This is a genomic window from Rhodococcus sp. 3258, from assembly GCF_031456475.1.
Taxonomy (GTDB): domain Bacteria; phylum Actinomycetota; class Actinomycetes; order Mycobacteriales; family Mycobacteriaceae; genus Rhodococcoides; species Rhodococcoides fascians.
This window is the reverse complement of sequence record NZ_JAVDUT010000001.1, coordinates 1,234,468-1,259,902: the sequence shown is the minus strand read 5'-3', so window position 1 is coordinate 1,259,902 and position 25,435 is coordinate 1,234,468. Positions and strand designations below refer to the sequence as shown.

At 63.9% G+C, this 25,435-nt stretch carries 29 protein-coding genes; 9 read left to right on the top strand and 20 right to left on the bottom strand.

The window, feature by feature from the left end; all coding sequences use genetic code 11:
* Positions 1-61: 61 nt before the first annotated feature.
* Positions 62-1,504 carry a sugar transferase gene (locus J2X62_RS05880; protein ID WP_204846761.1) on the top strand — a complete coding sequence of 481 codons (1,443 nt, stop codon included), beginning with the start codon at positions 62-64 and terminating at the stop codon, positions 1,502-1,504.
* A 16-nt stretch (positions 1,505-1,520) separates the two neighbouring features.
* Here the strand turns inward: J2X62_RS05880 and J2X62_RS05875 are convergent, their stop codons facing one another.
* From J2X62_RS05875 to J2X62_RS05855, 5 genes are read right to left on the bottom strand one after another with little or no spacing between them, the layout of a single operon-like run.
* A complete protein-coding gene (locus tag J2X62_RS05875; protein WP_310178532.1) occupies positions 1,521-2,585 on the bottom strand; it encodes a 2-oxoglutarate and iron-dependent oxygenase domain-containing protein in 1,065 nt (354 codons plus the stop codon).
* Between the two features lie 50 nt (positions 2,586-2,635).
* Positions 2,636-3,085 carry a twin-arginine translocase TatA/TatE family subunit gene (locus J2X62_RS05870; protein WP_310178529.1) on the bottom strand — a complete coding sequence of 150 codons (450 nt, stop codon included), beginning with the start codon at positions 3,083-3,085 and terminating at the stop codon, positions 2,636-2,638.
* On the bottom strand, positions 3,073-3,852 hold the full coding sequence (gene tatC, locus J2X62_RS05865; protein ID WP_094714671.1) for a twin-arginine translocase subunit TatC: 780 nt from the start codon (positions 3,850-3,852) through the stop codon (positions 3,073-3,075). The genes J2X62_RS05870 and tatC overlap by 13 nt, the downstream gene beginning before the upstream one ends.
* Complete coding sequence (tatA, locus tag J2X62_RS05860; RefSeq protein ID WP_032366957.1) at positions 3,849-4,055, bottom strand: twin-arginine translocase TatA/TatE family subunit; 207 nt, start codon at positions 4,053-4,055, stop codon at positions 3,849-3,851. Before tatA ends, tatC begins: the two co-directional genes overlap by 4 nt.
* 33 nt (positions 4,056-4,088) lie before the next feature.
* Positions 4,089-5,093, bottom strand: coding sequence for a 3,4-dioxygenase subunit beta (locus J2X62_RS05855; protein WP_310178523.1), 1,005 nt, complete (start codon positions 5,091-5,093; stop codon positions 4,089-4,091).
* A gap of 170 nt (positions 5,094-5,263) precedes the next feature.
* On the opposite strand from J2X62_RS05855, the gene J2X62_RS05850 reads away from it, so the two are divergent.
* Positions 5,264-6,286, top strand: a complete 1,023-nt coding sequence (locus J2X62_RS05850) for an ABC transporter substrate-binding protein (protein WP_310178520.1) — start codon at positions 5,264-5,266, stop codon at positions 6,284-6,286.
* A gap of 65 nt (positions 6,287-6,351) precedes the next feature.
* On the opposite strand, the gene J2X62_RS05845 is transcribed toward J2X62_RS05850, so the two are convergent.
* On the bottom strand, positions 6,352-7,326 hold the full coding sequence (locus J2X62_RS05845; protein ID WP_310178517.1) for a GGDEF domain-containing protein: 975 nt from the start codon (positions 7,324-7,326) through the stop codon (positions 6,352-6,354).
* A 252-nt stretch (positions 7,327-7,578) separates the two neighbouring features.
* Here J2X62_RS05845 and J2X62_RS05840 point away from each other — a divergent pair, with 252 nt between their 5' ends.
* Positions 7,579-8,502, top strand: coding sequence for a GGDEF domain-containing protein (locus J2X62_RS05840; RefSeq protein WP_052053526.1), 924 nt, complete (start codon positions 7,579-7,581; stop codon positions 8,500-8,502).
* Between the two features lie 10 nt (positions 8,503-8,512).
* Here the strand turns inward: J2X62_RS05840 and J2X62_RS05835 are convergent, their stop codons facing one another.
* Complete coding sequence (locus J2X62_RS05835; RefSeq protein WP_222059515.1) at positions 8,513-9,307, bottom strand: SDR family NAD(P)-dependent oxidoreductase; 795 nt, start codon at positions 9,305-9,307, stop codon at positions 8,513-8,515.
* A 155-nt stretch (positions 9,308-9,462) separates the two neighbouring features.
* Here J2X62_RS05835 and J2X62_RS05830 point away from each other — a divergent pair, with 155 nt between their 5' ends.
* Together J2X62_RS05830 and J2X62_RS05825 are read left to right on the top strand one after the other, a co-directional pair.
* Positions 9,463-9,786 carry a hypothetical protein gene (locus tag J2X62_RS05830; protein WP_141215110.1) on the top strand — a complete coding sequence of 108 codons (324 nt, stop codon included), beginning with the start codon at positions 9,463-9,465 and terminating at the stop codon, positions 9,784-9,786.
* 163 nt (positions 9,787-9,949) lie between these two features.
* On the top strand, positions 9,950-10,918 hold the full coding sequence (locus J2X62_RS05825; protein WP_032366953.1) for a diiron oxygenase: 969 nt from the start codon (positions 9,950-9,952) through the stop codon (positions 10,916-10,918).
* On the opposite strand, the gene J2X62_RS05820 is transcribed toward J2X62_RS05825, so the two are convergent.
* Genes J2X62_RS05820 through J2X62_RS05810 form a run of 3 tightly spaced genes read right to left on the bottom strand, consistent with a single transcriptional unit; the run spans position 10,891 to position 13,274 of the window.
* Positions 10,891-11,628, bottom strand: a complete 738-nt coding sequence (locus J2X62_RS05820; RefSeq protein WP_052060415.1) for a TetR/AcrR family transcriptional regulator — start codon at positions 11,626-11,628, stop codon at positions 10,891-10,893. The genes J2X62_RS05825 and J2X62_RS05820 overlap by 28 nt on opposite strands.
* A 53-nt stretch (positions 11,629-11,681) precedes the next feature.
* Complete coding sequence (locus tag J2X62_RS05815; protein WP_032366952.1) at positions 11,682-12,038, bottom strand: metalloregulator ArsR/SmtB family transcription factor; 357 nt, start codon at positions 12,036-12,038, stop codon at positions 11,682-11,684.
* Between the two features lie 30 nt (positions 12,039-12,068).
* Complete coding sequence (locus J2X62_RS05810) at positions 12,069-13,274, bottom strand: MFS transporter (protein WP_310178495.1); 1,206 nt, start codon at positions 13,272-13,274, stop codon at positions 12,069-12,071.
* A 135-nt stretch (positions 13,275-13,409) separates the two neighbouring features.
* On the opposite strand from J2X62_RS05810, the gene J2X62_RS05805 reads away from it, so the two are divergent.
* Positions 13,410-14,636 carry a PAS domain S-box protein gene (locus J2X62_RS05805; RefSeq protein ID WP_310178492.1) on the top strand — a complete coding sequence of 409 codons (1,227 nt, stop codon included), beginning with the start codon at positions 13,410-13,412 and terminating at the stop codon, positions 14,634-14,636.
* A 6-nt stretch (positions 14,637-14,642) separates the two neighbouring features.
* Here J2X62_RS05805 and J2X62_RS05800 read toward each other — a convergent pair whose 3' ends face one another.
* The 5 genes from J2X62_RS05800 to J2X62_RS05780 form a co-directional block, all read right to left on the bottom strand.
* Positions 14,643-15,626: an ornithine cyclodeaminase family protein gene (locus tag J2X62_RS05800; protein WP_310178490.1), complete on the bottom strand. Its 984-nt coding sequence runs from the start codon at positions 15,624-15,626 to the stop codon at positions 14,643-14,645.
* Positions 15,627-15,628: 2 nt separating this feature from the next.
* Complete coding sequence (locus tag J2X62_RS05795) at positions 15,629-16,549, bottom strand: ABC transporter substrate-binding protein (RefSeq protein WP_094718317.1); 921 nt, start codon at positions 16,547-16,549, stop codon at positions 15,629-15,631.
* 33 nt (positions 16,550-16,582) lie between these two features.
* Positions 16,583-18,058, bottom strand: a complete 1,476-nt coding sequence (locus tag J2X62_RS05790; RefSeq protein WP_200937312.1) for an MFS transporter — start codon at positions 18,056-18,058, stop codon at positions 16,583-16,585.
* Between the two features lie 178 nt (positions 18,059-18,236).
* Positions 18,237-18,863 carry a GntR family transcriptional regulator gene (locus J2X62_RS05785; RefSeq protein WP_310178479.1) on the bottom strand — a complete coding sequence of 209 codons (627 nt, stop codon included), beginning with the start codon at positions 18,861-18,863 and terminating at the stop codon, positions 18,237-18,239.
* 75 nt (positions 18,864-18,938) lie between these two features.
* Complete coding sequence (locus J2X62_RS05780; RefSeq protein ID WP_230073042.1) at positions 18,939-19,232, bottom strand: hypothetical protein; 294 nt, start codon at positions 19,230-19,232, stop codon at positions 18,939-18,941.
* Between the two features lie 76 nt (positions 19,233-19,308).
* On the opposite strand from J2X62_RS05780, the gene J2X62_RS05775 reads away from it, so the two are divergent.
* Together J2X62_RS05775 and J2X62_RS05770 are read left to right on the top strand one after the other, a co-directional pair.
* The gene (locus J2X62_RS05775) at positions 19,309-19,575 is read left to right on the top strand and encodes a hypothetical protein (RefSeq protein WP_230073041.1); all 267 of its coding nucleotides are present in this window, start codon (positions 19,309-19,311) and stop codon (positions 19,573-19,575) included.
* Between the two features lie 159 nt (positions 19,576-19,734).
* The gene (locus J2X62_RS05770) at positions 19,735-20,148 is read left to right on the top strand and encodes a hypothetical protein (RefSeq protein WP_310178476.1); all 414 of its coding nucleotides are present in this window, start codon (positions 19,735-19,737) and stop codon (positions 20,146-20,148) included.
* A gap of 50 nt (positions 20,149-20,198) precedes the next feature.
* Here the strand turns inward: J2X62_RS05770 and J2X62_RS05765 are convergent, their stop codons facing one another.
* A complete protein-coding gene (locus J2X62_RS05765) occupies positions 20,199-20,684 on the bottom strand; it encodes a hypothetical protein (RefSeq protein ID WP_310178475.1) in 486 nt (161 codons plus the stop codon).
* A gap of 46 nt (positions 20,685-20,730) precedes the next feature.
* The gene (locus J2X62_RS05760) at positions 20,731-21,063 is read right to left on the bottom strand and encodes a hypothetical protein (RefSeq protein WP_310178474.1); all 333 of its coding nucleotides are present in this window, start codon (positions 21,061-21,063) and stop codon (positions 20,731-20,733) included.
* A gap of 41 nt (positions 21,064-21,104) precedes the next feature.
* Between J2X62_RS05760 and lepB the strand changes: the two genes are divergently transcribed.
* Complete coding sequence (gene lepB, locus J2X62_RS05755; RefSeq protein ID WP_310178471.1) at positions 21,105-21,845, top strand: signal peptidase I; 741 nt, start codon at positions 21,105-21,107, stop codon at positions 21,843-21,845.
* A gap of 40 nt (positions 21,846-21,885) precedes the next feature.
* Here the strand turns inward: lepB and J2X62_RS05750 are convergent, their stop codons facing one another.
* From J2X62_RS05750 to J2X62_RS05740, 3 genes are all read right to left on the bottom strand, one after another.
* A complete protein-coding gene (locus J2X62_RS05750) occupies positions 21,886-22,260 on the bottom strand; it encodes a PLD nuclease N-terminal domain-containing protein (protein WP_027495537.1) in 375 nt (124 codons plus the stop codon).
* A 617-nt stretch (positions 22,261-22,877) separates the two neighbouring features.
* Positions 22,878-24,206 carry a glycosyltransferase 87 family protein gene (locus J2X62_RS05745; protein WP_310178468.1) on the bottom strand — a complete coding sequence of 443 codons (1,329 nt, stop codon included), beginning with the start codon at positions 24,204-24,206 and terminating at the stop codon, positions 22,878-22,880.
* Positions 24,207-24,271: 65 nt separating this feature from the next.
* Entirely contained in the window at positions 24,272-25,306 is a 1,035-nt protein-coding gene (locus J2X62_RS05740; protein ID WP_045841226.1) for a LacI family DNA-binding transcriptional regulator, read from the bottom strand.
* Positions 25,307-25,435 lie beyond the last annotated feature (129 nt).

Here is a 25,435-nt window from a genome sequence, read left to right as displayed (position 1 = left end):
CGCTCTGAGGACATGAAACGTGGAAGGACCGGATATCGAGTCGAACTCGCGCGGATCGACGATGACGATATCGACACCGCAGTCAGTGAAAGCCCGCTTCGGGAGGAACGTATCGGATCGAATACGGAGCAACTCTGTTCGTACGATCCTCACCGTTCTTTTCGACGCGCTCGCCGCCGCCATCGGCGTAGCCGAAGGCGTCCAGTGGCGCTCCGGTAGCGTCTCTGCATTGGGGTGGTACCCATGGTTGTTCGTGCCCACGGTCTTGGTGCTGCTCGCGTCGAGAAAGCTCTACCGACGTGGGCTTCGACGAAACTTCATCGATGAAATCGGCCCGGTGCAATCCGCCGTCGCTTTCGCGACCCTGATCACGCTCGCCCTGATTCTGGCCATCGAGACTCCCTATCGCCCAGGTGCGGTCATGGTCCGTGTGTGGCTGTGCGCAGCTGTTGCGCTCGCGATCGCGTGCCTGGCACGGGCGTGGGGGCAGCGCTGGCTTCGCGCGAAGCACCATGCGAGTGCACCGACTGTCATCGTCGGTAGTGGTCCCGTCACAGAGCAACTGGCGCGCAGAATGAAGCAGTCCTCCGAATATGGGATGGATCTCGTCGGGACAGTCGACTCCTCGCCCGACGTCGACCCCTCTGTGCATCAGGGGCTTTCGTATCTGGGACCGCTCACCGACCTGACTCGAATACTCCGAGCGCATCGGGTGGAAGAGGTGGTGATCGCGTTCGCGTCGGCTCCGCACGAACAAATAGTGGACGCGATCCGTGCGGCACAGCATGCCGGTGCCCGCGTCTGGCTCGTACCCCGCATGTTCGACACCGTCGGAATGCACGCGCGCATAGAGCATCTGGGCGGGCTGCCCCTGATGGTGTTGCGGCACGTCGACCCGAGGGGGTGGCAGTTCGTCCTCAAGGGCGCGCTGGACCGCGTCACTGCGGGACTGGCTCTGCTGCTGCTGTCGCCGGTGTTCCTTGTGCTCACCGTGCTGGTACGGGCGAGTTCCCCCGGGCCCATCTTTTTCGCGCAAGAACGAATCGGCCGAGACGGAGTTCCGTTCGACTGCTTGAAGTTCCGATCCATGCGGCCACCACGTGACTCCGATGCAGACTTCGTCCGGACCGAGGGAGCGGCACCCGGCGGTGTGGAAGGTGTGGATCGACGCACCCGGATCGGCAAGATCATGCGGCAGACCTCGCTCGACGAGCTGCCGCAGCTCATCAACGTGCTGCGCGGCGACATGAGCCTGGTCGGCCCGCGTCCCGAGCGGCCGGAGTACGTCGATCTGTTCGCAGCGCAGATCAGACGCTACGGCGAGCGGCATCGCGTCAAAGCAGGACTCACCGGATGGGCTCAGGTGAACGGATTGCGCGGTCAGACCCCCATCGCGGATCGTGCGGAATGGGACAACTACTACATCGAGAACTGGTCCCTCCGGCTCGATATCAAGATCGTCTTTCTGACGTGCATCGCCGTGCTCAAAAGGTCGGAAGACTGACCGACGCGTCCGTCTGTCATCGGCCTTCCGCCGCGCGTACGCGTGCAGCCTCGCGGACCGCGCCGACATTCGCCTTGCCCTGCCGCGATCCGGCGAGCTTGGCGGCGATGTGATCGCGTACCGACACCGGCTCGTAGGCCAGGCCGGAATCCGCGTCCAGGTGCGACGGCAAGGTGGAGATCACCGCGTCGACATTGCCGTCGTGGAAGAACGCTGCCGACCGCCGACGCACGATGGTGCCGTCGACGACGGGTGGCTTGACGCGATGCAGAGTGGACAGCCACCGGTCGTTGGTCAATCGCGCAGTGAGATCTCCCAGGTTCACCAACAGAGCGCCGTCGCGAGGAGCGACGTCGTGCCACACGCGGTCTGTACCCAGCACCTGAAGACCGGCCACCTGGTCGGCCCACAACACCGTCACGATCCCGAAATCGGTATGCTCGCCCATCCCGGTGAGGTCACCGTCGAGGGTGACCATGCCCTCGGGCAGGGCGTAGTTGTTCATCCGCAGCACGTCGATCGAGTGGTCGGTGAGCGTGTCGAAGAAGTCGACCGGTAGCTCGAGTGCCGCAGCGAAGATTCCGGTGAGAGTGCGGGCAACCCGAGACGCCTCGGCGAAATACCGTTCGACGTCGCGGCGGAAATCAGGCAGCTCGTCGGGCCACACGTTGATTCCGTAATCCGACTCGTCCAGATCGAGGGCGTCGAAGGATCGCGCTTCGACCCCGACGTTGAACGCCTCGAAAAAGTCGTTCATCCGCGACGCCGACTCGACTCCCACACTGAGACTCAATGATTCGCTCTTGGGCGGGCTGTATCCGCGATTCGCGTCGGGTATCCGGTACGCGTTCTTGGTCGCAAGCGGCAGCGCGAAGAACGAGTCGATGGACCGCGCCAGACCGTCGAGCACATCGTCTCCGATGCCGTGCCCGATGATCTGCATGAATCCGGAACGGGTGCAGGCATCGTCGATCTCGGCCACCACACGAGCTCGGGCTGCCGCATCGGCCGTACTGCCCGAGGCGAAGGGGCCGATGTCTATCGTGGGGATCTCGAACTCGTCTGCACGGTGATCGGACATCGGCGTTCACACTCCTGTAGTCCTGGCTGCTGAGCCGACAATTTACCGCCTCAGCATGCATTCTCGCGCGTCGATGCCTCGGCAGCGATCCGGCGTGGATCGTTCTCGGGCAGTGACTCGATGAGCACGCGACGCGGATGCGATGACGGTCCCGTGATCAGATACTTTTGACCGGGTCGCACTCGGGCGGCCTCTGCGACCAGTTCTGGATCGGTCGGTGTCCCCGCGTCGTTCTCTCGCAGAGCGTCGTTCTCTCGCAGTGCGTCGGCGACGATGCGGCGTGGGTCGTACTGCTTGAGGTCCAACGACTCCCACTCGCTGCGGCGCAGGGGGACGCCCATCTCGGCCTCCGCTGTGCTGCGGGTGCTGTCGACGAAGTGCCGCAGCGTGCGCACCGCACGTCCGAGTCGGTGGGCATAGCCGGGCAGTCGTTGCGGGCCGAGGACTAACCCCGCAATGATCGCGACGAGGAACAATTTCTCGAATGTCAGGCCGAACATGATGAATTCTCCTGTGCAGTAGCACGTCTGGACGATCGTCTGTCGTGTATCTCGGTGATCGCGAGAGCCGCGCCGAACAGCGTGACCATCGGCAGCGCGACGAGGAACATGGAGAGCACGTCTGCCGCGGGGGTGACCAGTGCGCTGAACAGGGCGATCGCCACCACGCTGACACGCCAACTGCTGCGCAGCCTGTCTGCGGAGACGATGCCGAGGCAGTTCAGCATCACCAACACTGCCGGCAGGACGAAGGCGATACCGGTTGCCAACACGATCTTCATGACGAAATCCACGTAGTACGACGCGTTGAGGATGGTGCTGTCCTCGTCGGAGGAGAAGCCCGCGAGCACGCTCACCATACGAGGGAAAATGGTGAACCCGAATGCGCAGCCGGCGACGAACAGTGGGGTAGCAGCCGCGGAGAATCCGAGAACATACTTTTTCTCGCGACGGGTCAATCCTGGAGTGAGATAAGCGAAGATCTCCCGCAACCACACCGGACTCGACACGATGACGCCGGTGAACAGTGCGATCCGCAGCTGGAGATCGAATGCGCCCGTGACGGTCTCGAAGTTGAGGCTGGCCTGGCGGGACAGCGCCAGTTCCTCGACGGGGCCGCGGAGGATGTCGAGAATCCGATCGGAGGTCGCGAAGCCGATCATGACGCCGACGAGCAGCGACACCGCCGCACGGATCGCACGGCGACGTGCCTCGCGCATGTGCCCGGCAAGGGGCATCGCACCCCGCACGGCGGTGGCTGCGGTCATGAGGCGTGTCGGTACGGAACCGGGACCGAGACGTCGTCGGGCGTCGCCGATGTCTTCGCTTTGTCCTCACGCACTTCGTCTTTGAGGATGCGCATCGACTGACCGACACCCTTGGCGAGCGAGGGGAGTTTGGTCGAACCGAACACGAGCAGAACGATGGCGAGAACGACGAGGGCGTGCCATCCAGTGAGGTTGTGCAACATGATGTTTCCTTCGGTGGGTAGTGTCGGGGAGGGTCAGTTGGTGGGAGCGGTTCCGGCAGGTCCGCCGGCCGGGGGTGTGCCGCCCATCGGCGGTTGTCCGCCCCCGCCGCCCGCACCGCCGCCGGAAGGCGCTGCGCTCATGGCGGGTTCGGTGGTGGTGTCGATCGCGACTGCCAGCGAGCCGACGTAGCCGCTCGTGGGGTCGCCGGTGAAGGTGCCCATCTCCAGGTCGTAGCCGTCACCGAATACGTTGTCGTTGTCGAGACTGCCGAGCTGGGCCAGGTTGGTCGAAGAGCCCGGATAGGTGTCGAGCTGGTAGATGTCGTTCAGGATCTCCTGGGGGAAGGCAACCTGCGACGTGGCAATTGCGTTCTCCGCGTTGGTTGCCGACGCTGCGTCGCGGTAGACCTCGAAATGCATGTGCGTCCAGCGGCCGGAGTAGCAGCCGGGCACGATCGTGTCGAAGGTGGCGCTCCCGCTCGCATCGGCCGTCTGCACACCGCGCAGGTACGTCTCGTCCTCGGCACCCTCGGAGTACATCGAGTACTTGCCGTTCGCGTCGCACTGCCACAGGTACACCGCTGCCCCCTCGAAGGGGCGGTTGTCGTTCGCCATGTCGGTGAGGGTGAACGTGAACGACAGTGGGACACCGCTGATCGTGGTGCCGCCGTCGAGGCTCGACGTCACGTCGCGACGAACGATTCCCGATTCTTCGAGAACGTTGACGCCGTTGGTGCCGTCGGCGGGATACGGGCCGTTGGTCTCCTGCGGAATCTCGCTCGTGGCCGAGGCGGTGGTCGCCGTCGTCGATGCAGCTGTGGTGGTGGTACTTCCGGCGTTCGACGTGCTCGAGCACGCCGCGAGGGCGAGTGCTCCGGCACCGGCACCGACGATGCTCAGAACGCGTCGGCGGGTCAACAGGGTGGTGATGTCGAACGCGGCACCCTGATCGACCACCTCCTCGTCGGGACGGTCGAGCAGTCGACCTTCGTACGCGGGTCCGTCGGGGGTGTTCGTGGGTTCGGGAATGCGAGGCATCGCGCTCTGTCTCCTTCGATGTGGCACTGGATGTTTCGGTAGTGCCCATACTCTGCGGAGATCTGGGGAGAACCCTGGGCTCCGGCTGGGAGGTTCCTGCGAGGGCGATTTCGCGGTTCAGGGAAGCTAAGGCTAACCTCTAGTCACTACCCCGACATACAGGACTTTTCATGACTCATCGTGTACTGACCAGCCTCGCTGCCGCGGTGCTCACCTCGCTCGCCCTGGTGAGCTGCAGCTCGTCCGACGCCGACGACGCTTCCGCCCCCGCCGCGTCGTCCACCGACTCGTTTCCGTTGACCGTGCAGCACATGTACGGCGAGACCACACTCGACGCCGTGCCCGAGCGGATTGCCACGTGGGGCTTCGGCACCACCGACGCCGTGCTCGCACTGGGTGTGGTGCCGGTGGCCATGCCGTCGGCCGAATACGGCGGCGGCGACGACCTGATCTATCCGTGGATCTCCGACGCCATCGACGCCAGCGGTGCCCCCGCTCCGACGTTGCTGGACAACGTGACAAACGCATTGACGGTCGAGAAGGTGCTCGCCGCCGACCCCGACGTTCTGCTCGCCCCGCATTCGGGTCTGACCCAGGCCGAGTACGACGCGGTGACCGACGCCGGAATTCCCGTCATCGCCCCGCCCGAAGAGCTGTGGTCTACGCCGTGGCGCGACGTCATCACCACCACGGGCGACGTGCTGGGCGTACCGGACCGGGCTCGCGATCTCGTGGCCGATCTGGACAAGCAGGTCACCGACGCAGGTTCGCAACACCCCGAGTTCGAGGGCCGCACAATCGCTTACGTGTCCGAGGCCGCAGATGTCTACTACCTGCTGCTGCCGTCCGACCCGCGGGTGGAGCTGCTCGAGAATCTCGGCTTCACCTCGGACCCGTCGGTGACGGCCCTGGCGAGCGGTGACTCGACGTTCTCGACCACTGTCTCGGCGGAGAACATCTCGAAAATCGACGCCGATGTGGTGTTCACTCAGGTCGACACCGACGCTGCACTGGCCGAATTCACGGGTTCACCGGTGACGCGGCAGATCCCGGCCGTCGCCGGGGGAGCAGTGGCAGGATTCGTCGGGCAGGAAGCCGGGGCCGCAGTAGGCCCGACGGCACTGTCGATTCCGTACTTCCTGCCGACCCTCGTCGACGGACTCGCTCGGGCTACCGAGGTAGCCGGGAACTGACGCGGCAGCGATGCGGGTAGGGATTTGCTTTGGCGACGTGGGGATTCCCCCATGACACCGACTCCTCAAGGGCGTTCTCGGCGAACATGTTTGACGCCGTACAGATTTTCGTCCGCGCGGGCGAGAATGTCCGAGACAGACTCCTGCGGATCCGTGGACTGAGCTGTTCCGACGCTGGCGTAGGGCAACGACTCGGCGGTGATCCGGGCGAACTCGTCGACCACGTCACGGCTGTGCCCTGTCAGGAGCGCCGCGAACTCGTCACCGCCCAGACGTGCGATCACGGCGTCGGAGGGAGCTGCGCGGGTCCAGGACTGCGCCAGATCGATCAGCAGTTCGTCACCAGCACGATGTCCGCCCGAATCGTTGACGGCCTTGAAATTGTCCACGTCGACGATCACCACCGCTACCGGAAGCTCCGCAGTCCTGTTGCCTGCCACCTCCGCCGCGGCCATCTCCCATCCCGCCCGGTTGAACACTCCGGTCAGAGGATCGGTGCACGACGCCACGATGAGAGCCTTGGTCACCACACCGAACGCCTCGCCTGCGGCAATCACCGCGACGCCGAAGATCAGGTACGAAATCGGATACATCGGAGCAGGAGAAGCCCACACCGCCGACAGCACACTCACCACGAGCACGCCGACCAGCACTCTGCCGGGTTGGTCCCGATGGAACGCACGGATGTACATCGCCAAAAACATCGCCGCGATCAGACACTGGCTCTGTGCCGCCGCGAGCCGATGGAACGCCATCACCGCGGGTGTCGCCACCATAGCCGCGGCCAGGGCAAGCCGAAGCGCCACCGCGGTACCGGGTCGAACCCACAGCAGCACGACGCCGGCCGCTCCCAGACCGACAGCCATGACACCACCGGTGACAACGGAGGTCACCCGGTCGCCGTGAGGCAGCAAGGTCAAGATCACCCCCACGGCATAGAGACCGGTTGTGGCCAGCAGAAAGTACATCAACAGCCGCGTCCGTAGACCCGCCGTACCGTGCACCGAACTCGGATGCGGAACGTGCGGGAACGAGGGCATGGCCAATACCCTGCCAGGGCGCACGGCACCTGTCTCGACCACGACCCCGCCGTTCCGTTGCCTGCGACGAATTTCGCATCGGACGAGCTCATCGGCGGCGGTGAATGCCGCCACAGCGTGCCCGCTTTTTCGGCTGATCGTGTTGCTGGTGCAGGAAAAGTACGGGGCGGTCCGGTAACGCCAGCGAGTAGGCGGCGATGATGAGCTGTGTCCCCACGGCGAAACAGGCAGCCGGCGAGCGCGGGGTCGGTGGTGATCGACTCGCGTCGCCGCGTTCTGTCGTCCCTTCTCGCTGTACAGCTGGTGCTCTATTCGGCCGCGTTCATCGCATCCTGGGCCGACACGAACGGTGCCGGGGCCATGGGTGAGATGTGGGCCGCAGTGGTCGCTGCGGTGGGATTCGTCGCGATCCTGTCTCGTCGACCAGGCCCGGTGCGGCAGGGGATCGCCATTGCGTGTGCGGCACTGGCTCCAGCGCTGACGATGCTGACCCATCAGAATCTCGCTGCCCAGGTGTGGGCGTTGATTCCCGCTATGTTTCTGGCGCTCTACCTGCGCGCGACGTATCCCGTCGTCGTGGCACGGGTCCTGTGCGTGGCGCTGGCTCTGCTGTCGGCCACGGCGCTGCTGCTCGCGCCCGCACCGGCACCGATGCTGTGGGGCGCGCTCTACGTCGTGTGCATTCTCGCTGCCGCCGAGGTGTTCGGCGCTCTCGGCGCCGCCCTGATCGCCGGCGCTCTCCGTGACCCGCTCACCGGGGTGTTCAACCGCGCCGGTGCCGTCGACGCGGCGACGAATCTCGCTGCCCGAGCGGCTCGTCGATCGGAGAACATCGCCGCGATCGTGTTCGATGTCGACCACTTCAAAGCCGTCAACGACAGGGACGGCCACGCTGCGGGCGACCGCATTCTCATCGGGCTCGCCGACACGCTGACCGAGAAAGCACCGGCCGGAAGTGTGATCGCCCGGCTCGGCGGCGACGAGTTCATCGTCCTCGTCGCCGGCCTCGACGCGGTGCAGATCGACGCTCTCGCGCAGGAACTCGTCGACGGGCATGTCGTCTCGGTCACGTACGGCATCGCCGTCGGTTCCCCCGGACCCGACGTACTCGAGGCGCTGACCCAGGTTGCCGACGCCGACATGTACCGCCGAAAGATGCTGCGCCGCAGGCGCTGACAGTGCTCGGTCAGGGCAGGATGGAATCGACGTAACCGCCGTCGACCCGCAGAGCGCCGCCGGTGGTGGCCGACGCCTGATCCGAGCTCAAGTAGACGATCATGTTGCCGACTTCCTCGGGCTCGATCAGTCTGCCTATCAACGAGTTCGGGCGATGGTTCTTCATGAATGTCGCCTGAGCCTCATCCCACGGGAGGTCGTCGCCGACGAGCTCGGCCACGAAATCCTCCACCCCGCCGGTATGGGTGGGGCCGACGATGACGGAATTGACCGTAACTCCGGTCCCGGCAGCAGCTTTGGCGAATCCGCGACTCACGGCCAGCAACGCGGTCTTGGTCATGCCGTAGTGGATCATCTCCTCGGGAATGACCACAGCGGAGTCGCTACAGATGTTCTGCACTCGGCCCCATCCGAATTCCATCATCCCGGGCAGGTAGGTACGGATCAGGCGGACGGCCGAGAGCACGTTGACCTCGAAGTAGCGACGCCATTCGTCGTCGTCGATCTCGAGGGCGGGCTTGGATCCGAAGATGCCGAGGTTGTTGACGAGGATGTCGACCGCGGGGACGCGCGCGGTGAGTTGCTCGACGCCCTCGGCGGTGGCGAGGTCGGCGGCGACGCCGATGACACGCGCGCCCGGAACGGTGTCGAGTATCTGCTGCTCGGCTTTGTCCACGGTGGCCTGCGAGCGCCCGTTGATCACCACGCGGGCACCCGACAGCGCAAGCGCCGTAGCGATCGCCAGCCCGATTCCCTGCGTGGAACCGGACACCAGGGCAGTACGTCCGTCGAGATCTATGTGCATGGAGCCTCCTCGTCATGTTTGTTGTGAGCCTACGCCGTTATAGCGCGTATGCAACTAATTTGGGATTAGCACTCTCGGACGTCGGGTGCCAAAATGGAGAGGCATACTTTCGTGCACCAAACCCCAGCTCAGCGAGCCTGAGGAAGGAGAGAACAGTGACAGTGACATCCCCCGATTTCGACGCTCACGACATGGATGACGTGCCGCCACGGTGGTGGAATCGACATATTCGGACTCGAACGCAGGTGACCGAGATTGCCGTGATGTTCGGCGCTCTGTCGATCGTGTCGTTCTGGGCCGCCGGTCTCGGCATCGCAGCCGGCCTGATCGCCATCGCGTCCGCGCTGTGGGCGGATCGAAGCCCGGATCTCTCCGGAGCGCGCGCCGAACGCAGCGATACCGCGCTCGCCATCGGCACCGGAGCGGTCGGCGTTCTCATCGGTCTCGGCTTCCTGTTGATGGTGCTGCCGCACTGGTGAGGTGAGGGTTCGTGGCGAGAGCCGGTCGACGACGCGTCGGCCGGCTCTCGTCGTCTTCGGCAACATTTCGGTAAGTATCTGCGACGGTCCGTTGCACTAACGGGATTTATATGTGACGCTCTGTAGCGTAAAGATTGTTCGGGACGCAGGCGGAAGGACCACCATGACTGCAGTCGACGACGCACGAACGCACTACCGAGACACCTTGCACTCCTTGTCGACGGCATCGGTGCATCAGCACTTCGACGCTTTCCTCGACATTCCCTGGGATGAGCCCGAATATGCGATCGTTCCCAACGATCCCCGGTGGGTACTCCCGGACGAGGATCCGCTCGGACACACGGACTGGTACAAGTCGCTTCCCCTGGATCGGCAGATCCACATCGGCATGTATCGCCAGGCCAGCATGGTCAAGGTGGGCCTGCAGTTCGAGCAGATACTCATCAGCGGCCTCATGCAGTACGCCCTGACGCTGCCCAACGACTCACCGGAATTCCGGTACTCGACGCACGAGGCCACCGAAGAGTGCCACCACACCCAGATGTTCCAGGAGCTGGTGAACCGCATCGGCATCGACGTGCCGGGTGGACCCGGATGGTTCCGCAAGATCGTGCCGATGCTCACGGTGTTCGCCAGCCGCTCGGCACCGTTCGGATTCTTCGTCGGCGTCCTCGCGGGCGAAGAGCCGATCGACCACATGCAGAAGGGCGTTCTGCGCGGAGGCTCAGTCGGCCACCCGTTGGTCCAGCGCGTTATGCAGATCCACATCGCCGAGGAAGCGCGCCACATCGGCTTCGCGCATCAGTACCTTCGGTACAAGGCACCTCGTCTCGGTCCCTTCGAGAAGGCGTCGATCTCGATCCTGACGCCCGTCATCATGCGGCTGCTGTGCGACGTCATCATGAAGCCGAGCAAGCAGATGCGACGCGAACTCGACATCCCCGACGAGGTGGTGGATGCCGTGTGGTGGAACAGCGAATCGTCACGAAAGGCATTGCGCGACACCTTCGGTGACGTCCGCATGCTCGCCGGCGAACTGGGACTGATGAACCGCGTCTCCAAGCGCGTGTGGCGCGCCCTCGGAATCGACGGACGACCGTCGCGCTACCGCAGTGAGCCCTCGTTCGGCTGAGCTGCCTGGGGGCCGGTGACAGATTCGAGAGGGACTTGGGGAATCGCGATTCCGCGTGATGCCCCAAGTCCTTTGACCTGCAGCCAGATGGTGTCGGCCAGGAACGTTGCGAAATGATCCAGGCCGGTGCGTGATTCGGTTTGCGCGCTCCAGCTGCGCACTGCGCCCATGCAGCCGGAGACCAGGCCCGCGACCCACGGGCGCACCAGCGACCAATCCTCCGGCGACAGATCCGCATTCACCAACGCGAGGAACGCCGCGACGCTGACCTCCAGCTGCTCGGCGAGCAGGGCATTGGTCTCCTCGAGCGGACTGGGCGACTCGGCACTGACATCCTGCTCGACGAAACGCGTCCACGCGGGATGCTCGGCGACCCAGCGGACATAGGTACTCACCACCCGATGCACCACATCGCGTGGAGTGCCGGTCAGCGCGAACGAGGCGACCAGCGCAGCGCTCAACTGCTTGCAGATGGCACGCTGAATCGCGGTGTCGAGATCGGTGCGATCGTTGAAATACCGGTAGAGGCCGGTGCGATGAACGCCCGCCTCGGCCGAGATCTGTGCAGTGGTCAGCCGCTCCCCGGGAGCGATGTCACGGGCCAGTACCGTCATCGCGGCCTCGATGATGTGGCGTCGACGATCGGTGTTGTGCTGTTCCCACCGCCGCTTGCGGCCATCGGCCTTCGGTCGTGCGCCACCGTCACTCATGCTGCATGGTCTCATGTTCGACGGGCTGCTGTGGGCGCGTTGGGGTTCGGAGGTCACTCGTGCGGGGGTTCACCGGTCACCTTGTGGTCGGCAAAATTGAGGCCCTCACGCACGAGCCGAGCGAGGTGCCCGTCGGCGAGGTTGTAGATGACGTTGCGACCGTCGCGGCGAGTCTCGACCAGACCGGTGAACCGGAGCTTGGCCAGATGTTGGCTGACGGCAGTGCGGGACGTGCCGGTGGCCGCGGTGAGCTCGCTGACGTCGGCGGGGCCGCGATCGAGTAGCCAGAGTATGTGCAGCCGAGTGGGATCGGACAGCATCCGGAACGTGTCGGTTGCCGTCGCCAGTCGCGCGGAGTCGGGCTGTGCCTCGTGATGGAGACTGATGCGCTGTTCCTTCTTCGGTGGCATCGAGGTGTCTCCTTTGTGGACGGCGTCTCCTCATGCGGAGGCGGCGACCGGGATTCGGGAGCGACTCCACAGGCGTGCTGCGGACAGTGCCGCAAGTGTAGCCAAGGCAGTGAGCACCGTCGCCGCGGCGAGCAGTCCGAATTGCGCCCCGACCCAACCGGCCAACGGATACGTGAGCAGAAACGCCGCGTGGGACAGGGAGAACTGAGCGGCGAAGATCGAGGTTCGGCTGTGTTCGTCCGACTCTCGGCGCAAGATCCTCGCCGACGGCGTGTTGATCAGCGAGGTGCCGATACCCAGGATCGACCACGTGATCGCCAGAGCGGTCCACGCGGTCGGCCCGCCGCCGAGGGTGGCGACGAGTGCTGCGGCTGCGGTGCCGACGACCGCGACGGCGGCACCGGCGAGCATGAGGCGATGGTCGGAGATCCGCTCGAGGGCTCTCGGAACGAGCAGCGCCGCCGCCATCGACCCCGCACCGAAACAGCCGAGGGCGACGGCCACTTGGGTGCTCGAACCGCCGAACAGATCACGCACGTACACAACGGTATTGACGAGTACGAGAGCCGTGGCTGCGGCGACTACGATGTTCAGCGCCAGCAGACCCTGGAGTTCCCGCTGCCGGACGAACGTCGCTATGCCGTCGAGCGGTTTCTTGTGTTGTGGTGCAACGTATCTGGGAAGGGCTGTGCCGACCACCATTGCTGCGGAGGCGACGAACCCCACCGCCGTCCCGACGAACAGGGTGTGGAAGGTGACGACCGTCAGCAGTGCGGCGGCGATCAGCGGGCTCACCAGGGACTCGAGGTCGTAGGCCAGGCGGGAGAGCGTGAGCGCGCGGGTGTACTGCTGTGCGTCCGGCACGACGGACGGGATGACGGCCTGAAAGGTGGGTGTGAACGTGGCCGACGCTGCCTGCAGCACGAATATCAGGACGTAGACCTGCCACACCTGATCGACGAAGGGGAGCGCCAGCGCGGTGAGCGCTCGGATGGCGTCAGCGATGACGAGGACGAGCTTGCGCGGCACTGTGCCGGTCAGTGACGAAACAACGGGCGCAACAACCACATACGAGATCATCTTGATCGCCAATGCGGTGCCGAGGACGGCTCCGGCGGCGCTGCCGGCGATGTCGTAGGCCAGGAGCCCGAGCGCCACCGTCAACAATCCGGTGCCTACGAGCGCGACCACCTGTGCGGTGAACAGGCGTCGGAAAATGTGATTGTGCCGAAGCATGCGTTCACTGTACATATGCGTGCGCACTTGCGCACTCGTTTGTTTTATTGAAGATGCACCGACGAACGCCCCACGATGGGGCTATTTTCTGTAGCGTTGTCTGTTGTCGGCTCAACGAATATCCAGGGGTGGTCAATGGCCGATCAGCGCACGTATCCAGTGGGGCAACTGGCACGCGCCATCGATCAGCTGCCGTCGATGATCGGCTACTGGGACAGCTCGGAGCGCAACGTCTTCGCCAACAAGGTCTATGCCGACTACTTCGGCATCGAGCCGGCGCGCCTGGTCGGTATGCACATCAGCGAGCTCCTCGGTGAGGGACTGTACGAACTGAACAAGCCCTACATCTCGGGGGCGCTCGCCGGCGAGCAGCAACAGTTCGACCGCACACTCATCGACGTCAACGGTGTCGTACGCGTCACCCAGGCCACCTACGTCCCCGATATCGTCGACGGCGGCGTCGTCGGATTCACGGAAATGGTCGTCGACGTCAGTGCCCGTGCCGAGGCAGAACGCGAACGCGACCGTGCCGTCCGCCTCTTCCAGATCGCCATGGAGTACGCACCCATCGGCAAAGCGCTACTGACGATCGACGGCCGCTGGCTGCAAGTGAACAAAGCACTGTGCGATCTCCTCGGATACACCTCGGAAGAACTGCTGCAGAAAACCTTTCGAGACCTGACGCATCCCGACGACATCGCGATGGCAGACGAACACCTCGCCGAATTGGCCGGCGGCACCCTCACCAGCGTGGCATCGGAAAAGCGATACATCCGCAAGGACGGAGCCACCATTTGGGTCCAGCGGAACGCCACCGTGGTTCGAGACAACGACGGCGACGACATCATCATCGCCCAGATCCAGGACATCACCGCCCGGAAGGGAGCCGAGGCGGCACTCGAGCGCCAACTGTTGATCGACGACCTGACCGGCCTGGCCAATCGCCGACGGTTGATGGCAGAACTTCAGGCCCTCAAGGAAGCCGCCGACGAAACCCCGGTCGGAATCCTGTTCGTCGACGTCGACTCCTTCAAGTCCGTCAACGATCGATACGGCCACGCAGTAGGCGACCGATTGCTCGCCGCCATCGGAGCCCGCATCCGCGCCAACCTCCGCGCCGGAGACATCGCCTGCCGCACCGGAGGCGACGAATTCGTCGCTCTGCTGCGTAGCTCCCGATCGGCCGACGGAGTCGAACGCCTCGCCGCACGAGTGCGGTTGCTACTGGCCGGCCCGTACCTCATCGACGGTGTTCCGGTACCCGCATCGGTCAGCGTCGGATGGAGCTGGGACAAACCCGTCAGCCCCGAAAAATTACTGCACATCGCCGACGAACGCATGTACTCGTCGAAACGACGCTGACCCCCGTCAGGACGACAGATCGACGCGAGTCCCGACTCCGGTCGCGAGAGCGCGTTCGATGACCAGTTCTGCGACCGCGAGATCCTCGAGCCCGATACCCGTGGAGTCGAACAGTGTGATGTCGGAGTCGGCCGTGCGCCCGACCTTGCGTCCGGTGATCACGTCCCCCAACTCGGTCTGGAAGTCGGATTCCTGCGCGGCTCCGTCGGCGATCGCCAGTAGGGCGTCACCCGACTTGGACAGCGCCGTCGCGGTGCTGTCGACCACCACCCGTGAACGCGCGATCGCCGTTCCGTCGACCTCACGCTCGTCGGGGCGCGGCGCTGCACCGACGACGTTCAGATGAGTGCCGTCCACCAGCCAGTCTCCGAACAGCACGGGATCGACCGACGGGGTGAGCGTGCACACGATGTTCGATTGGCGCGCAAGCTGTTCCACGGACACCGCGTGTTCGATCTTCAGGTCCAGGTCACTCAGAGCGTCTCGAAAACGTTCGACGGTATCGGCTGATCGCGACCAGACGAAGACACCATCGATGCCTCGGACGCTGTGGATGGCGCGGACATGTTCGACGGCGAGGTTTCCCGCGCCGACGATTCCCAGTATCGAACTGTCCGTCCGAGCGAGGTGCTGGGTGGCCACCGCACTGGCAGCGGCCGTGCGAATCGCAGTGATTGCACGGCCGTCCAGTACCGCGACACATTCTCCGGTGCGGGTGGACGTCACCAGCATGGTCGAACGCTGCCGAGGCAGAGCGCGGGAACGGTTCCCCGGTAGGTCCGACAACACCTTCACCACCGCGAGTTCGGAGGTGCCGGACTGCGCCACCATCGGAATGACTCGACCGTCCTCGGCAGCGTCCATCGACGACGGTGCCGGATTCTGAGCGATGCCTGCGGACAGGTCGGCCAACGCGCGCTCGACCGCCGCGAACATCGTCGTTCGGTCGAGCAGGGCGCTGATCTCCGAGTGACGCAGTACCAGGGCCATGGTCAGCCGACCGTCGTCAGTTCTGCTGCATCGACGACGCGGGAGGTGACCAGATCTGCGAACGGAGGTGCGGTGTGAACCATGCCCTCCTCCTGGAGGATTCGCATCCAACGATCGCTGGCGTCGGCATCGATACGCACGGTGTCCCACGTCCTGGACTGTTGTATCTTGGTGCACGCAGCAGACAGGGTCGGCAGTGCGATGTTCGGCCAATGCTCGACCAGGAGGGGCTGCAGTTCACTGACGGGTGTCGCCTTGACGGTCGCCATGGCTGCGTCCAGGCCGGATGCGAACTTCACCAGACGCTCTTCGAGTTCCTCGAAACGGTCTGTGCGGCAGTAATACACACTGTTCGGGCCTAGCCCACCCACCTCGGCGTATTCGACCACGATGTGGCCGGTCCCTCGATCCGACATGATCTGCGCAGTGGTGATGTCCAGAATGATCGCGTCGCCGAGCCCGTCCTCGAACAACTCCACGAACATCGGAGTCGACAGATCGCGGAGGAATGTGGTTCGTGAGGAGTCCACGCCGCTCTCCCGCATCATGCCTGCGGTGATTGCGTACGGAGCGCTTCCGCCGATACCGGGGGCGAGCACGGTCTTTCCGGTGAGCGCCGACCAGTCGAACGGGCCCTGAAGCTTCTCGCGCATGACCAGAGCTTTGGGGAACTGGTGGTTCAACTGTGCGAACACGGTGAGCTGACGCGATGTGCCCCAGTACATTCCGGGAACCCACAACCCGCCGAGAGCGATATCGGCTGCGCCGCTGGCAAGGTCGTCGAGCACGCCGGTCCAGGGGTCGCAGGCTTTGGCGTGGACCTCGAGGCCGTTGTCGGCGAAGAGTCCGGCGTGGTCGGCGTAGTACTCGGGAAGGTAGTTCAGGCCGTGTGCGGTGGCGGAGATGGACAGTGAATCGGTCATGATGTGTCTCTTTCTTTCGTATGAGGCTCTGGATTACGCTGCGACGAGTTCTTTTTCGGTCACCGCCTCGAGCGAGCGTCCGAAGGTCTCGGGGCCGAACTTCGCCGCGACGACGAGCAGGGCGTACATGCCGGCGATCATCAGGAACACTCCGGCCACACCGGCGATGTCGAAGAAGAACAGTGCAGCGAACGGCATCACCGCGCCGGCGACATTGCCGATTCCGTTGACGACCGAGGTGCCCATGCCGCGGATCGACGTGGGGAACAGCTCCGGCGTCCACACCGAGAGCATGGTGTTGAGCATCATCGTGAAGAACTGGAAGACAGCGCCGAGGACGAGGATGGTCGCAACGTTGTGGGCCAGCGTGGCGAAAGCGATGGCAGAGATGCATCCGAGCACGGCGGCGGTCATCACGGTCGGTCGGCGACGGACCCGGCCGGCCAAATAGCATGCAGCACAGGCACCGAAGAGACTGCCGATGTTCATGATCATCGTGAACAGGAGTGAATCGGTGAGGGAGTAGCCACGGGAGACCAACAGAATGGGCATGAGGAACAGCAACGTCACCTGAGCGCCGAACGACATCCACGAGGCAGCGCCGATGGCGGCAGTGCGGCGAAGATTCTGGCCTTTGAACACCTCTGCGTACGACGTCTTGCCGGTGGCGGGAAGGACATCCGCTGCGGTGACGAATTGCTTTGTCGGGCCCGGGTTTCGGAGGCCGGAGATCGATCCGCTGGCGAGTCGGGTGAGGCTGCGGTTCGCGTCGTCGATTCGGCCCTTGGACATGAGGAATCGGGGCGACTCCGGGAGATACCGCCGGAAGAACACCACGAGTACCGCAGGCACCGCCAGGATGACGTAGGTCCAGCGCCACGACGTGTCGTCGCCGCCGAGAACTCCACCGAGAGGGCCGAGTACGAGCATGAAGAAGCCGAACGACGCGATATTGCCGATGCCGCCGGACGAGATGTTGAGTGTGGCCAGCAGTGAACCGCGGTGCCTGGTTGCGACGAGTTCGGCGAGAATGGCCAAGCCGACGGTGAATTCGCCACCGAGGCCGATACCGACGATGAAGCGGCTCGCGAGCAACATCTCGTAGCTCACCGCGGCAGCGCTGATGAGACCGCCGAGCGTGTACACGAGTAGGTTGAGGCTCAACGCCATTCGGCGACCCCAGCGGTCTGCGATGTATCCACCGATGAGGCGACCGACCAGTCCGCCGATCACGGTGGCGGTGTTGATGAGGGTCAATTGTGCATTGCCGATTCCGAGTGATTCCTTGATGAGCGGGCCCATCGCTCCGGTCGAGTTCTGCTCGAGGCTGTCGAAGAACAGTCCGGCCATCAGCAGCAGGATCACCGCACCTTGGACTCGAGTGAAACCGATGCGATCGAGCGCATTGGTCAGTCCTGACGCAGGGGCAGGCGGCTGTGTGTCGGTCGGCTGGGAAGTGGTCGGATGAGGGTCGGTCGGATGGACGGATTCCGAGGTAGAGGCAGACATGGTGTGCTCCAGCGGGCTGGCAGGCACCGGCAACGGGTGTTTTCCGGTGAGTCGCCTCCGGTGACACTCTGAAACGACTGCTTAATTTGTATACAAACCATGTGTCGTCACCGTTATCTTCCGCTACGAACGTGTTAAGGACTCCATATATCGCTCGTAATTGTATACAAAGACGGCGCTATGACGGCCCCGGGGTTGCAGCGGACGCATCCTCGTCGCGCCGCAGGTGCTCATCCATCAGAAACCCGGCCTGCACAGGGGAGCCGTTCAGAATGGCTGCCGCGAGAGCAGCATGATCGTGAACGGATGCGCCCGGGTCGTCGCCGAGGCCCCACGCGACCCGGCGATTGACACCCGCCAGCATCTCGCGCAGCTGGTCGTTACCTGCCGCGGTCGCAACGAGATCGTGGAACGACGGCCCGTCGGTGGAGCCGGGAGTGTCCGATCGTGCTCCGTGGCGCGCCCGCTCCACCACCGACGCCAGTTCGGCGGCCACGGAACCGCCCCTGTTCTTGGCTGCCAACTGAGCAGCCAAGACCTCGAGACCATGACGAACCTCGAGAAGTTCCTTGTTCTCCTTGTGCAGGGTTGTGGACACCGTCGCACCCCGATAGCGAACGATGGTGACGAAACCCTCGGCCTGCAGCTGAGCCAGCGCCTCGCGGACCGGCACGCGAGACACGCCGAACGCCTTGGCAATCGACTCCTCGATCAGCCGCTCACCGCCGACGCGTCGACCCGACAGAATGTCGTCACGCAACGTCTGAGCAATCGTGTCGCCGGGTGATTCGTCGTCTGAATTCACGAAGTGGAGTCTAGTGCGGGCGATGTCCAGGAGGCGGGCCGCCGGATTGTGGCCTCACACGCAGGAGTCGGTGGCTCACAGTCGTGTCGGACGTGCTCCCAGTATCGGTGCGGGAGCAGGGTCCTGCTTCTTGCGCGCATCGACCCGATACGCCAGATAGAGATACAGGAATCCGGTGGCGGTGCCGCCGAGACATCCTGCTGCAATATCGAGGGCGGTGGATCCTGAGTTGATCGTGAAGTGGAGCAAGAAGAACCCTATTGCGACGGCCGGGACGAGTGCCAGGGCGTTGATGTAATCGGCGCGAGTTGCGCCGCACTTCTTGCTCAACGCGCCGGTCATGACCCACTCGCGAAATGGCTTCTGCATCTCAGGCTCCTCGTATGGGTCTGATTTGTCCCGTTCGGCCAGGATACCGGAGAGTTGGTTTAGGTAGGTTCGAGTTATGCGCGCCATTGTCTTTCTCGCTGTACTCGCGATCATCTACAAGTGGCCGGTGTTCGGAGACAGCCCCGGCCACTGGTCGGCCCTGAGTCAGGGAATCATGTTCGGCGCGATCATCTGCACCGTCGCTACTCCTGCGGGATGGAAGGCTATCCGCCGCATAGACGGACGGATGCGGTCTTGGGTTGATGCCCGTGGGGCGGCGTCGGGTCGGCGTGGCGGCGCAAACGCGAGCGCATTCGTCAGGTGCGCGCGGATTCGTCTCTGATTTCGACCGCCAGAGAGGGCCATTCGACAAAAGCGCGCGCGTTTGCGGCGGGGTTCAGTCCCGTTTCGTGACTCGGCCGGAGCAATTCGGCGTGGGCACCCGTTGCCTCCCAATCCACCCGATTCGAGGGTGGTGAGGCCATGTGTTTGGGTGAGTCCCATGAACTGGGTCGGCAGAGAGCTGAGCGTGGCCGCCGGGAGTGGGGCAGTCACGTCTGCGGTACTCATCGCACCGGTCATCGATGGCAAGTGGTTGGATCTGACTCTCCCAGCCGTACTCGGTGCAATCGGTGGACTGCTGGTGGGATTCGCGGCGGTGGTCGGCGGCAAGTACGCACTGAAGACTGCGGTGCCGTGGCCACCGAGCGGTCGCACACAATGGCGACACCGATTTGCCCTGTGCACTGCGGCAGTGGTGACACTGTTCGTTGCCGGGCTCTCTGCATGGGCCAGCGCTGCCTCGGGGATGGTCGCGTCGGACAGCGCGGAGCCGCCGATACAGCTGATGGTGACGATTGCGTTGACTGCAATCAGTTACGTGTTCGCGTACTTCCTTGCGCCCGAGGTCAACTGACTTCGGCTGGAGCGGTTCAGTCCGAACCGGTGAACGCGCCGAGGACACGCTCACCGACAGGCGTCAGGGCCGTCGAACGCGCCCACCAAGCGGCAGGCAACATCACGCGGGACTCTCCACTGATTGTCGTATCGCACGAATGACATCGGTCCGACGGGATAACCCTCCATGCTTCGGAAAGTTCCGACACCCATGGCCTCGACCGAATCGGGACCGGTCGAAGCGACGGTTGTGAATTCGATGTGTTGCGGATCCGGCTGAGCGCCCCAGGCGCGTGCGAGCCGCACGTTGTTCTCGGCCGGCCCGTCGAACAATCGAGCTCGATCTTCTTCGCGAATCGAGTAGTCCACGCTCGCTGCGAACAGAGCCGTCAACTGGGCTGCGGTCGGCACATCGTCGGTGATGGGCGGTGGCGGAGAGGCGAATTGCGTCGGGCTGATCGATGCGACCGGCGACTTCGGCACGTCCACTTCGACGGGGGAGCAGGCGCAGGCGAGCAACACCACAGCGACCGCGCTCACTCCAACAAGTTTCACCGGCCCAGTATGAACCGAAACAGCATGGTGGGTAGGTGAATCGGCGTCAGATACCCGACGTCGTCAGGCGCCGGTTGTGTTGGGCGGTGATCACCAATACCGGTATGGCGATCGGCAGGATCAAGGCCGCCGCTGGAAGAACGAGGGCAGCAGGAGCAGTCGTCAGGTTGTAGACCGCTACAGCCACTATCCATGCACCCACGGCCGCGATGGCCTGCGCACTCACTCGGAGGGCCGTCACTGTCCACGGTGAACGAACTGCGAATTTGCCTATGGTCATCGGCAGATAGTGGCCCTCGTTCACCTGTGACAGCTGCAGCGTCGCGACAGTCATCATGGCCGCGCTGATGGCGGCGATCACGAGGCCGAGAAACAACATGCTCAGTACGATACGCAAACTTGTGGCCCTAGGCTGCTGGTATGACTGCCGCTGCGAATTCCGATGCGACCCGTCGTCGGGTGCCGTCCTGGTTAGGAGAGTTGACGGTTCTGGTCGTGGTCGCATTGTTACTGAGTGTGCTGCTGCAAACTTTTGTCGGCCGTGTCTATCTCATCCCGTCGCAGTCCATGGAACCCACGCTGCACGGCTGTCCCGGTTGTACCGGCGATCGAATCGTGGTGGACAAGATGACGTTTCGATTCGGAGATCCGCAGCCGGGTGATGTGGTGGTGTTCAAGGCTCCGACGGAGTCGTGGAACAGGGGATACACGTCGAGCCGATCGAGCAACGCAGGAGTGAAGGCGTTGCAGGACGCGGGATCGTGGGCCGGACTCGTCGCGCCCGACGAGAACGACCTGGTGAAACGGGTGATTGCAACAGGCGGGCAAACCGTCCAGTGTTGCGATGTGCAAGGAAGAGTCGAGGTCGACGGGCAGCCGCTCGACGAGCCCTACATCGCGTTCGACTTCCCCTACGACGCGGACACACTCACCTGCGCAACAGTTCCGCAGTCCGGTCGCTGTTTCGGGCCGGTGACCGTACCGTCCGGCAATCTGTGGATGATGGGCGACAATCGAAGCGGCTCAGCAGATTCGAGGGCACACTCCCGTGACGAACTGGGCGGAACGGTCCCCATCGAGAATGTGATCGGCAAGGCCAGATTCATCGTGCTGCCACCGTCGAGATGGGGTGTCATCGACTCGCCTGCGATACAGCGCTGATCGACTACGCATTCCCACGATCCCGTCGAGTAGCAGCGTCTTAGAACCCAAGATCGCGCTTACGACGCTCGCGTTCGATGCGTCGCTGTTCCTCGGCGCGTTCGCGGCATTGCCGCAGGAATTCGGCGTCCGCATCCGGGTTCTGGGCGGCCTGACGGCCCGGCCGCGTCTCGTACTCGGGGTACGCGGAGTTGCTCGCGCGACCGTAACCGGAGCCGCCGGCACCTCCCCAGATCCCGGCACCGACGGGCCGGCCCGCCACCAGCCAGGCCAGCGACCCAGCGAACGGGAGGAAGACGATGAGCAGAATCCAGACGATCTTGGGCAGATAGCGGATGCCACCCTCGTCTGCGGTGATCGCGTCGATCAGACAGAACACCCACAGCAGCATGACCAGCAAACCGAAATACGGCATTGTGTCCCTCCATGTCCAAGACCGCTCGGTCCGTTGTATCGAAGATCGTAGCGCTGTCCTCGCGATTTCGACAGACGAGTCGGTTTGCAAATCTGGGTGGGGCTCGGGCACGGCCGGATGTCGCGTCAATGTCCTGGGCAGTAGATGTACAGAGATGATCGCTGACCATCCCTGGTGAGCAGGACGGTCACCACCTCTGTCGTGCTCTTCGGTCCGACAGAGGTGGTCAGCATCTCCGACTCACACGTGAAGTTCACCCCCGCCCAGCTTCCCGGGGGCACCGTCTGGCACGCGAAAGGCTGAAGCGGAGGATAAGACGGGTTGGCCGCCGATAGCGTGAGTCCGTCACCGAATTCGTCCGGTGCATCGAATCGAGCCGACCAGGCGGGCTGACCCGAGAACTCCGAATGCGTCGCACCCTGCGCGAACTCGAAGCCATCCGGAACTGTGAACGCTATGCGTTGCAGATTGTGCGTTACTTCATCGCTGTCCATGGACCTGGGCTTGCCGATCTCGCTGGCGCACGAGGCCGTGAGGAGAACAAGAATTGCCGACGCGCAGAGGAGTTTCCACGAATCGGTCATGGACGCAGCAACATCGGGCGGACGCGTGTGCGCCTATTGGCGAGCATCGTCATGGCCCGCAGTGGGCCTGATCCTCAGGCCGACGAAAACCACGACGAGGGTCGCCAGAAACACCGCGGGATAGGTGAATTGGACGGCGAACTCGAAGGCGGGGGAGCCCTCGAACATGAAGATACCGATGGCCTTGATGCCGCGGTAGTCGGTGAAGTACCACGCAATCATCGGCGTGGTCACGGCGATCGGGGCCAGCCAACTCCACCAGGTTCGGTGTCGGTTGGCGTAGTCGAGGGCGAGGACGGTCAGCGGAATGCACCACACCCAGTGATGGCCCCACGCGAAAGGCGAGACCATCGGCGTCGCCATTCCACATATCGTCAGGGCCAGCAACGTCTTTCCGGCTGCCTGTGCGCGTGCCGCCACCCACAGCGCCAGGGCGGCGACGACGAGGGCGAGCACCAGCCACACAGCAAATGGAGGTGTGTTGCCCGGCCACAGTCGAGCCAACACGCCATGAATCGACTGGTTGGCGGGTGAGGCAAGTGCGCCGATTCGTTCCGAGTCGATCATCGTCGACGTCCAGAATCTCCACGAATCTGCGGGAATGACGATCAGTCCTGCAAGCACGGTCACCGTGAACGCGGCGATCGCGGTGACGGCTGCTTGCCACTGTCTCTGTGCCAGTAGATGAAGCACGAAGAATGCGGGCGTCAATTTCAGTCCTGCAGCGATGCCGACCCCCACACCGCGGAGCCGACTGCCCTCGCCGCGGGTGAGATCGAGCAGAACGAAAACCAGTAGAAGCATATTGATCTGGCCGAGCCAGATGGTCATGCGGACGGGCTCGAGCCACGTCAGTGCCACTGCCAATCCGACACTGACGAGATACATTGTTGCGCTTCGATATCCGAGCGCACGCCAGCTCGCGACCACGGCCACGTAGATCAGCAACAGATTGATCGCCTGGACCACCGTCACAGCGCTCGTGACCGAGAGGAGGGCGAGCGGGGCGAAGGCCAACGCCGCGAAGGGCGGGTAGGTGAACGGTAGGCCAATGTCGAACAATGCGAACTCGTAGAGCGGCTCGCCATGCTGAACGACGTACGCACCGTGTCGATAGACGATGGTGTCGATTCCGTTGCCGAACAGACCGAAGGGGGTCGTCCATCCCAAGAAGTAGGCGTGCGCAACGACCGCGACGCACGCGGCGATGGCCGACGCGAGGAACCAGCGCCAACCGAGCCGGCCGACGCCCGTCGCGTGCACTTCCGGCTGCGTCTCCCGGATGGCCGTCTTCTGGGCGTTCCCTGCGCGCACGTCCGAGTCTGACCGCGCGTAGAGCGGCCGGAAACTGGACGTCGTCATGGCCTACACGATAGATCGTTGTATCTGATACAAGGAACTCGACACGGACAGACCGGTACGTTTTGTCAGCGGATTGCTCGGCTCGACGATTGCCTGGGTATCAGGGTGGGGAGCGCTTTGTGTACGGCCGCCGAGTCGTCGGTTCCGTTGATCAACAGATCCATCGCGGTGCCGGCGATCTGATCGAACGCGGTACGCACCGACGTCAACGGCACCGGCAGCAACTGGGCGAGGGGAATGTCGTTGTATCCGACGAGTGACAGGTCCACGCCGACGGCCAGATTGTGGCGGTGAGCTGCGGATAACACGCCGAGGGCCAGATTGTCGTTGGCCGCGAAGACCGCGGTGGGACGTTCTGTGGCGTCGAACAATTCGTGTCCTGCGCGCGCGCCCGCTTCGATTCCGTAACCGGTTTCGACAGTCCACTCCGACCTCGGTGACACGCCGGCCTCGTCGAGAGCACGTCGGGCACCCGCGAGCCGTCCGACGGCGCTGGAGGTGAACAGCGGGCCGGTCAGAACCGCGATGTCGGTGTGGCCCAGATCGATGAGGTGTCGAACTGCCAGGTACCCGCCTGTCTCGTCGTCGCCGATGGACGACGGACTCTTGCCGTCGGTTCGTAGGACGAGAACGTGCGGAATGCCGTTGTCGCGCAGGTGGCTGGGGAGAGGGTCGTCGGTTCGGCTGGTGGCGAGAACGACGCCGTCCACATTGCGTTCGAGCAGGGACTGCGCGGCGTTCCACTCGTCGGTGGGGTCGTCGCCACTGGTCGCGACGATGGCGTGATAGCCGTCCTTGCCCGCGGCCCGATCGACCGCCTCGAACATCAGGGCCATGACGGTGTCGGACAGGCGCGGAACCAGCACTCCGATGGTCGCCGTTGCACCGCGCCTGAGGTTGGACGCGAACGTGTTGCGCCGATAGCCCAGCTGCTCGGCGATCTCTCGCACCCGGACGGCCGTCGCGGTACGGGAGGGGGCGACGCGGTCGTCGAGCACGCGGCTGACCGTCGACACACTGACGCCCGCCGCCTTGGCGACGTCGCGGAGCGTGACGACGTCCGTCCGTTCCGCCGAGAGCCCGGTTCGAGTGGGACGCATCCACACCTCCTTGATCGATCGGCCTGATCGCACGACAGGAACGAACTTACCGATCCCCAGCTGATCGCACATGCAAACGTCCCAGGAACGTTTGCACGAAGTGTTGCATGTGGGTCGGTGGCGTCTGCG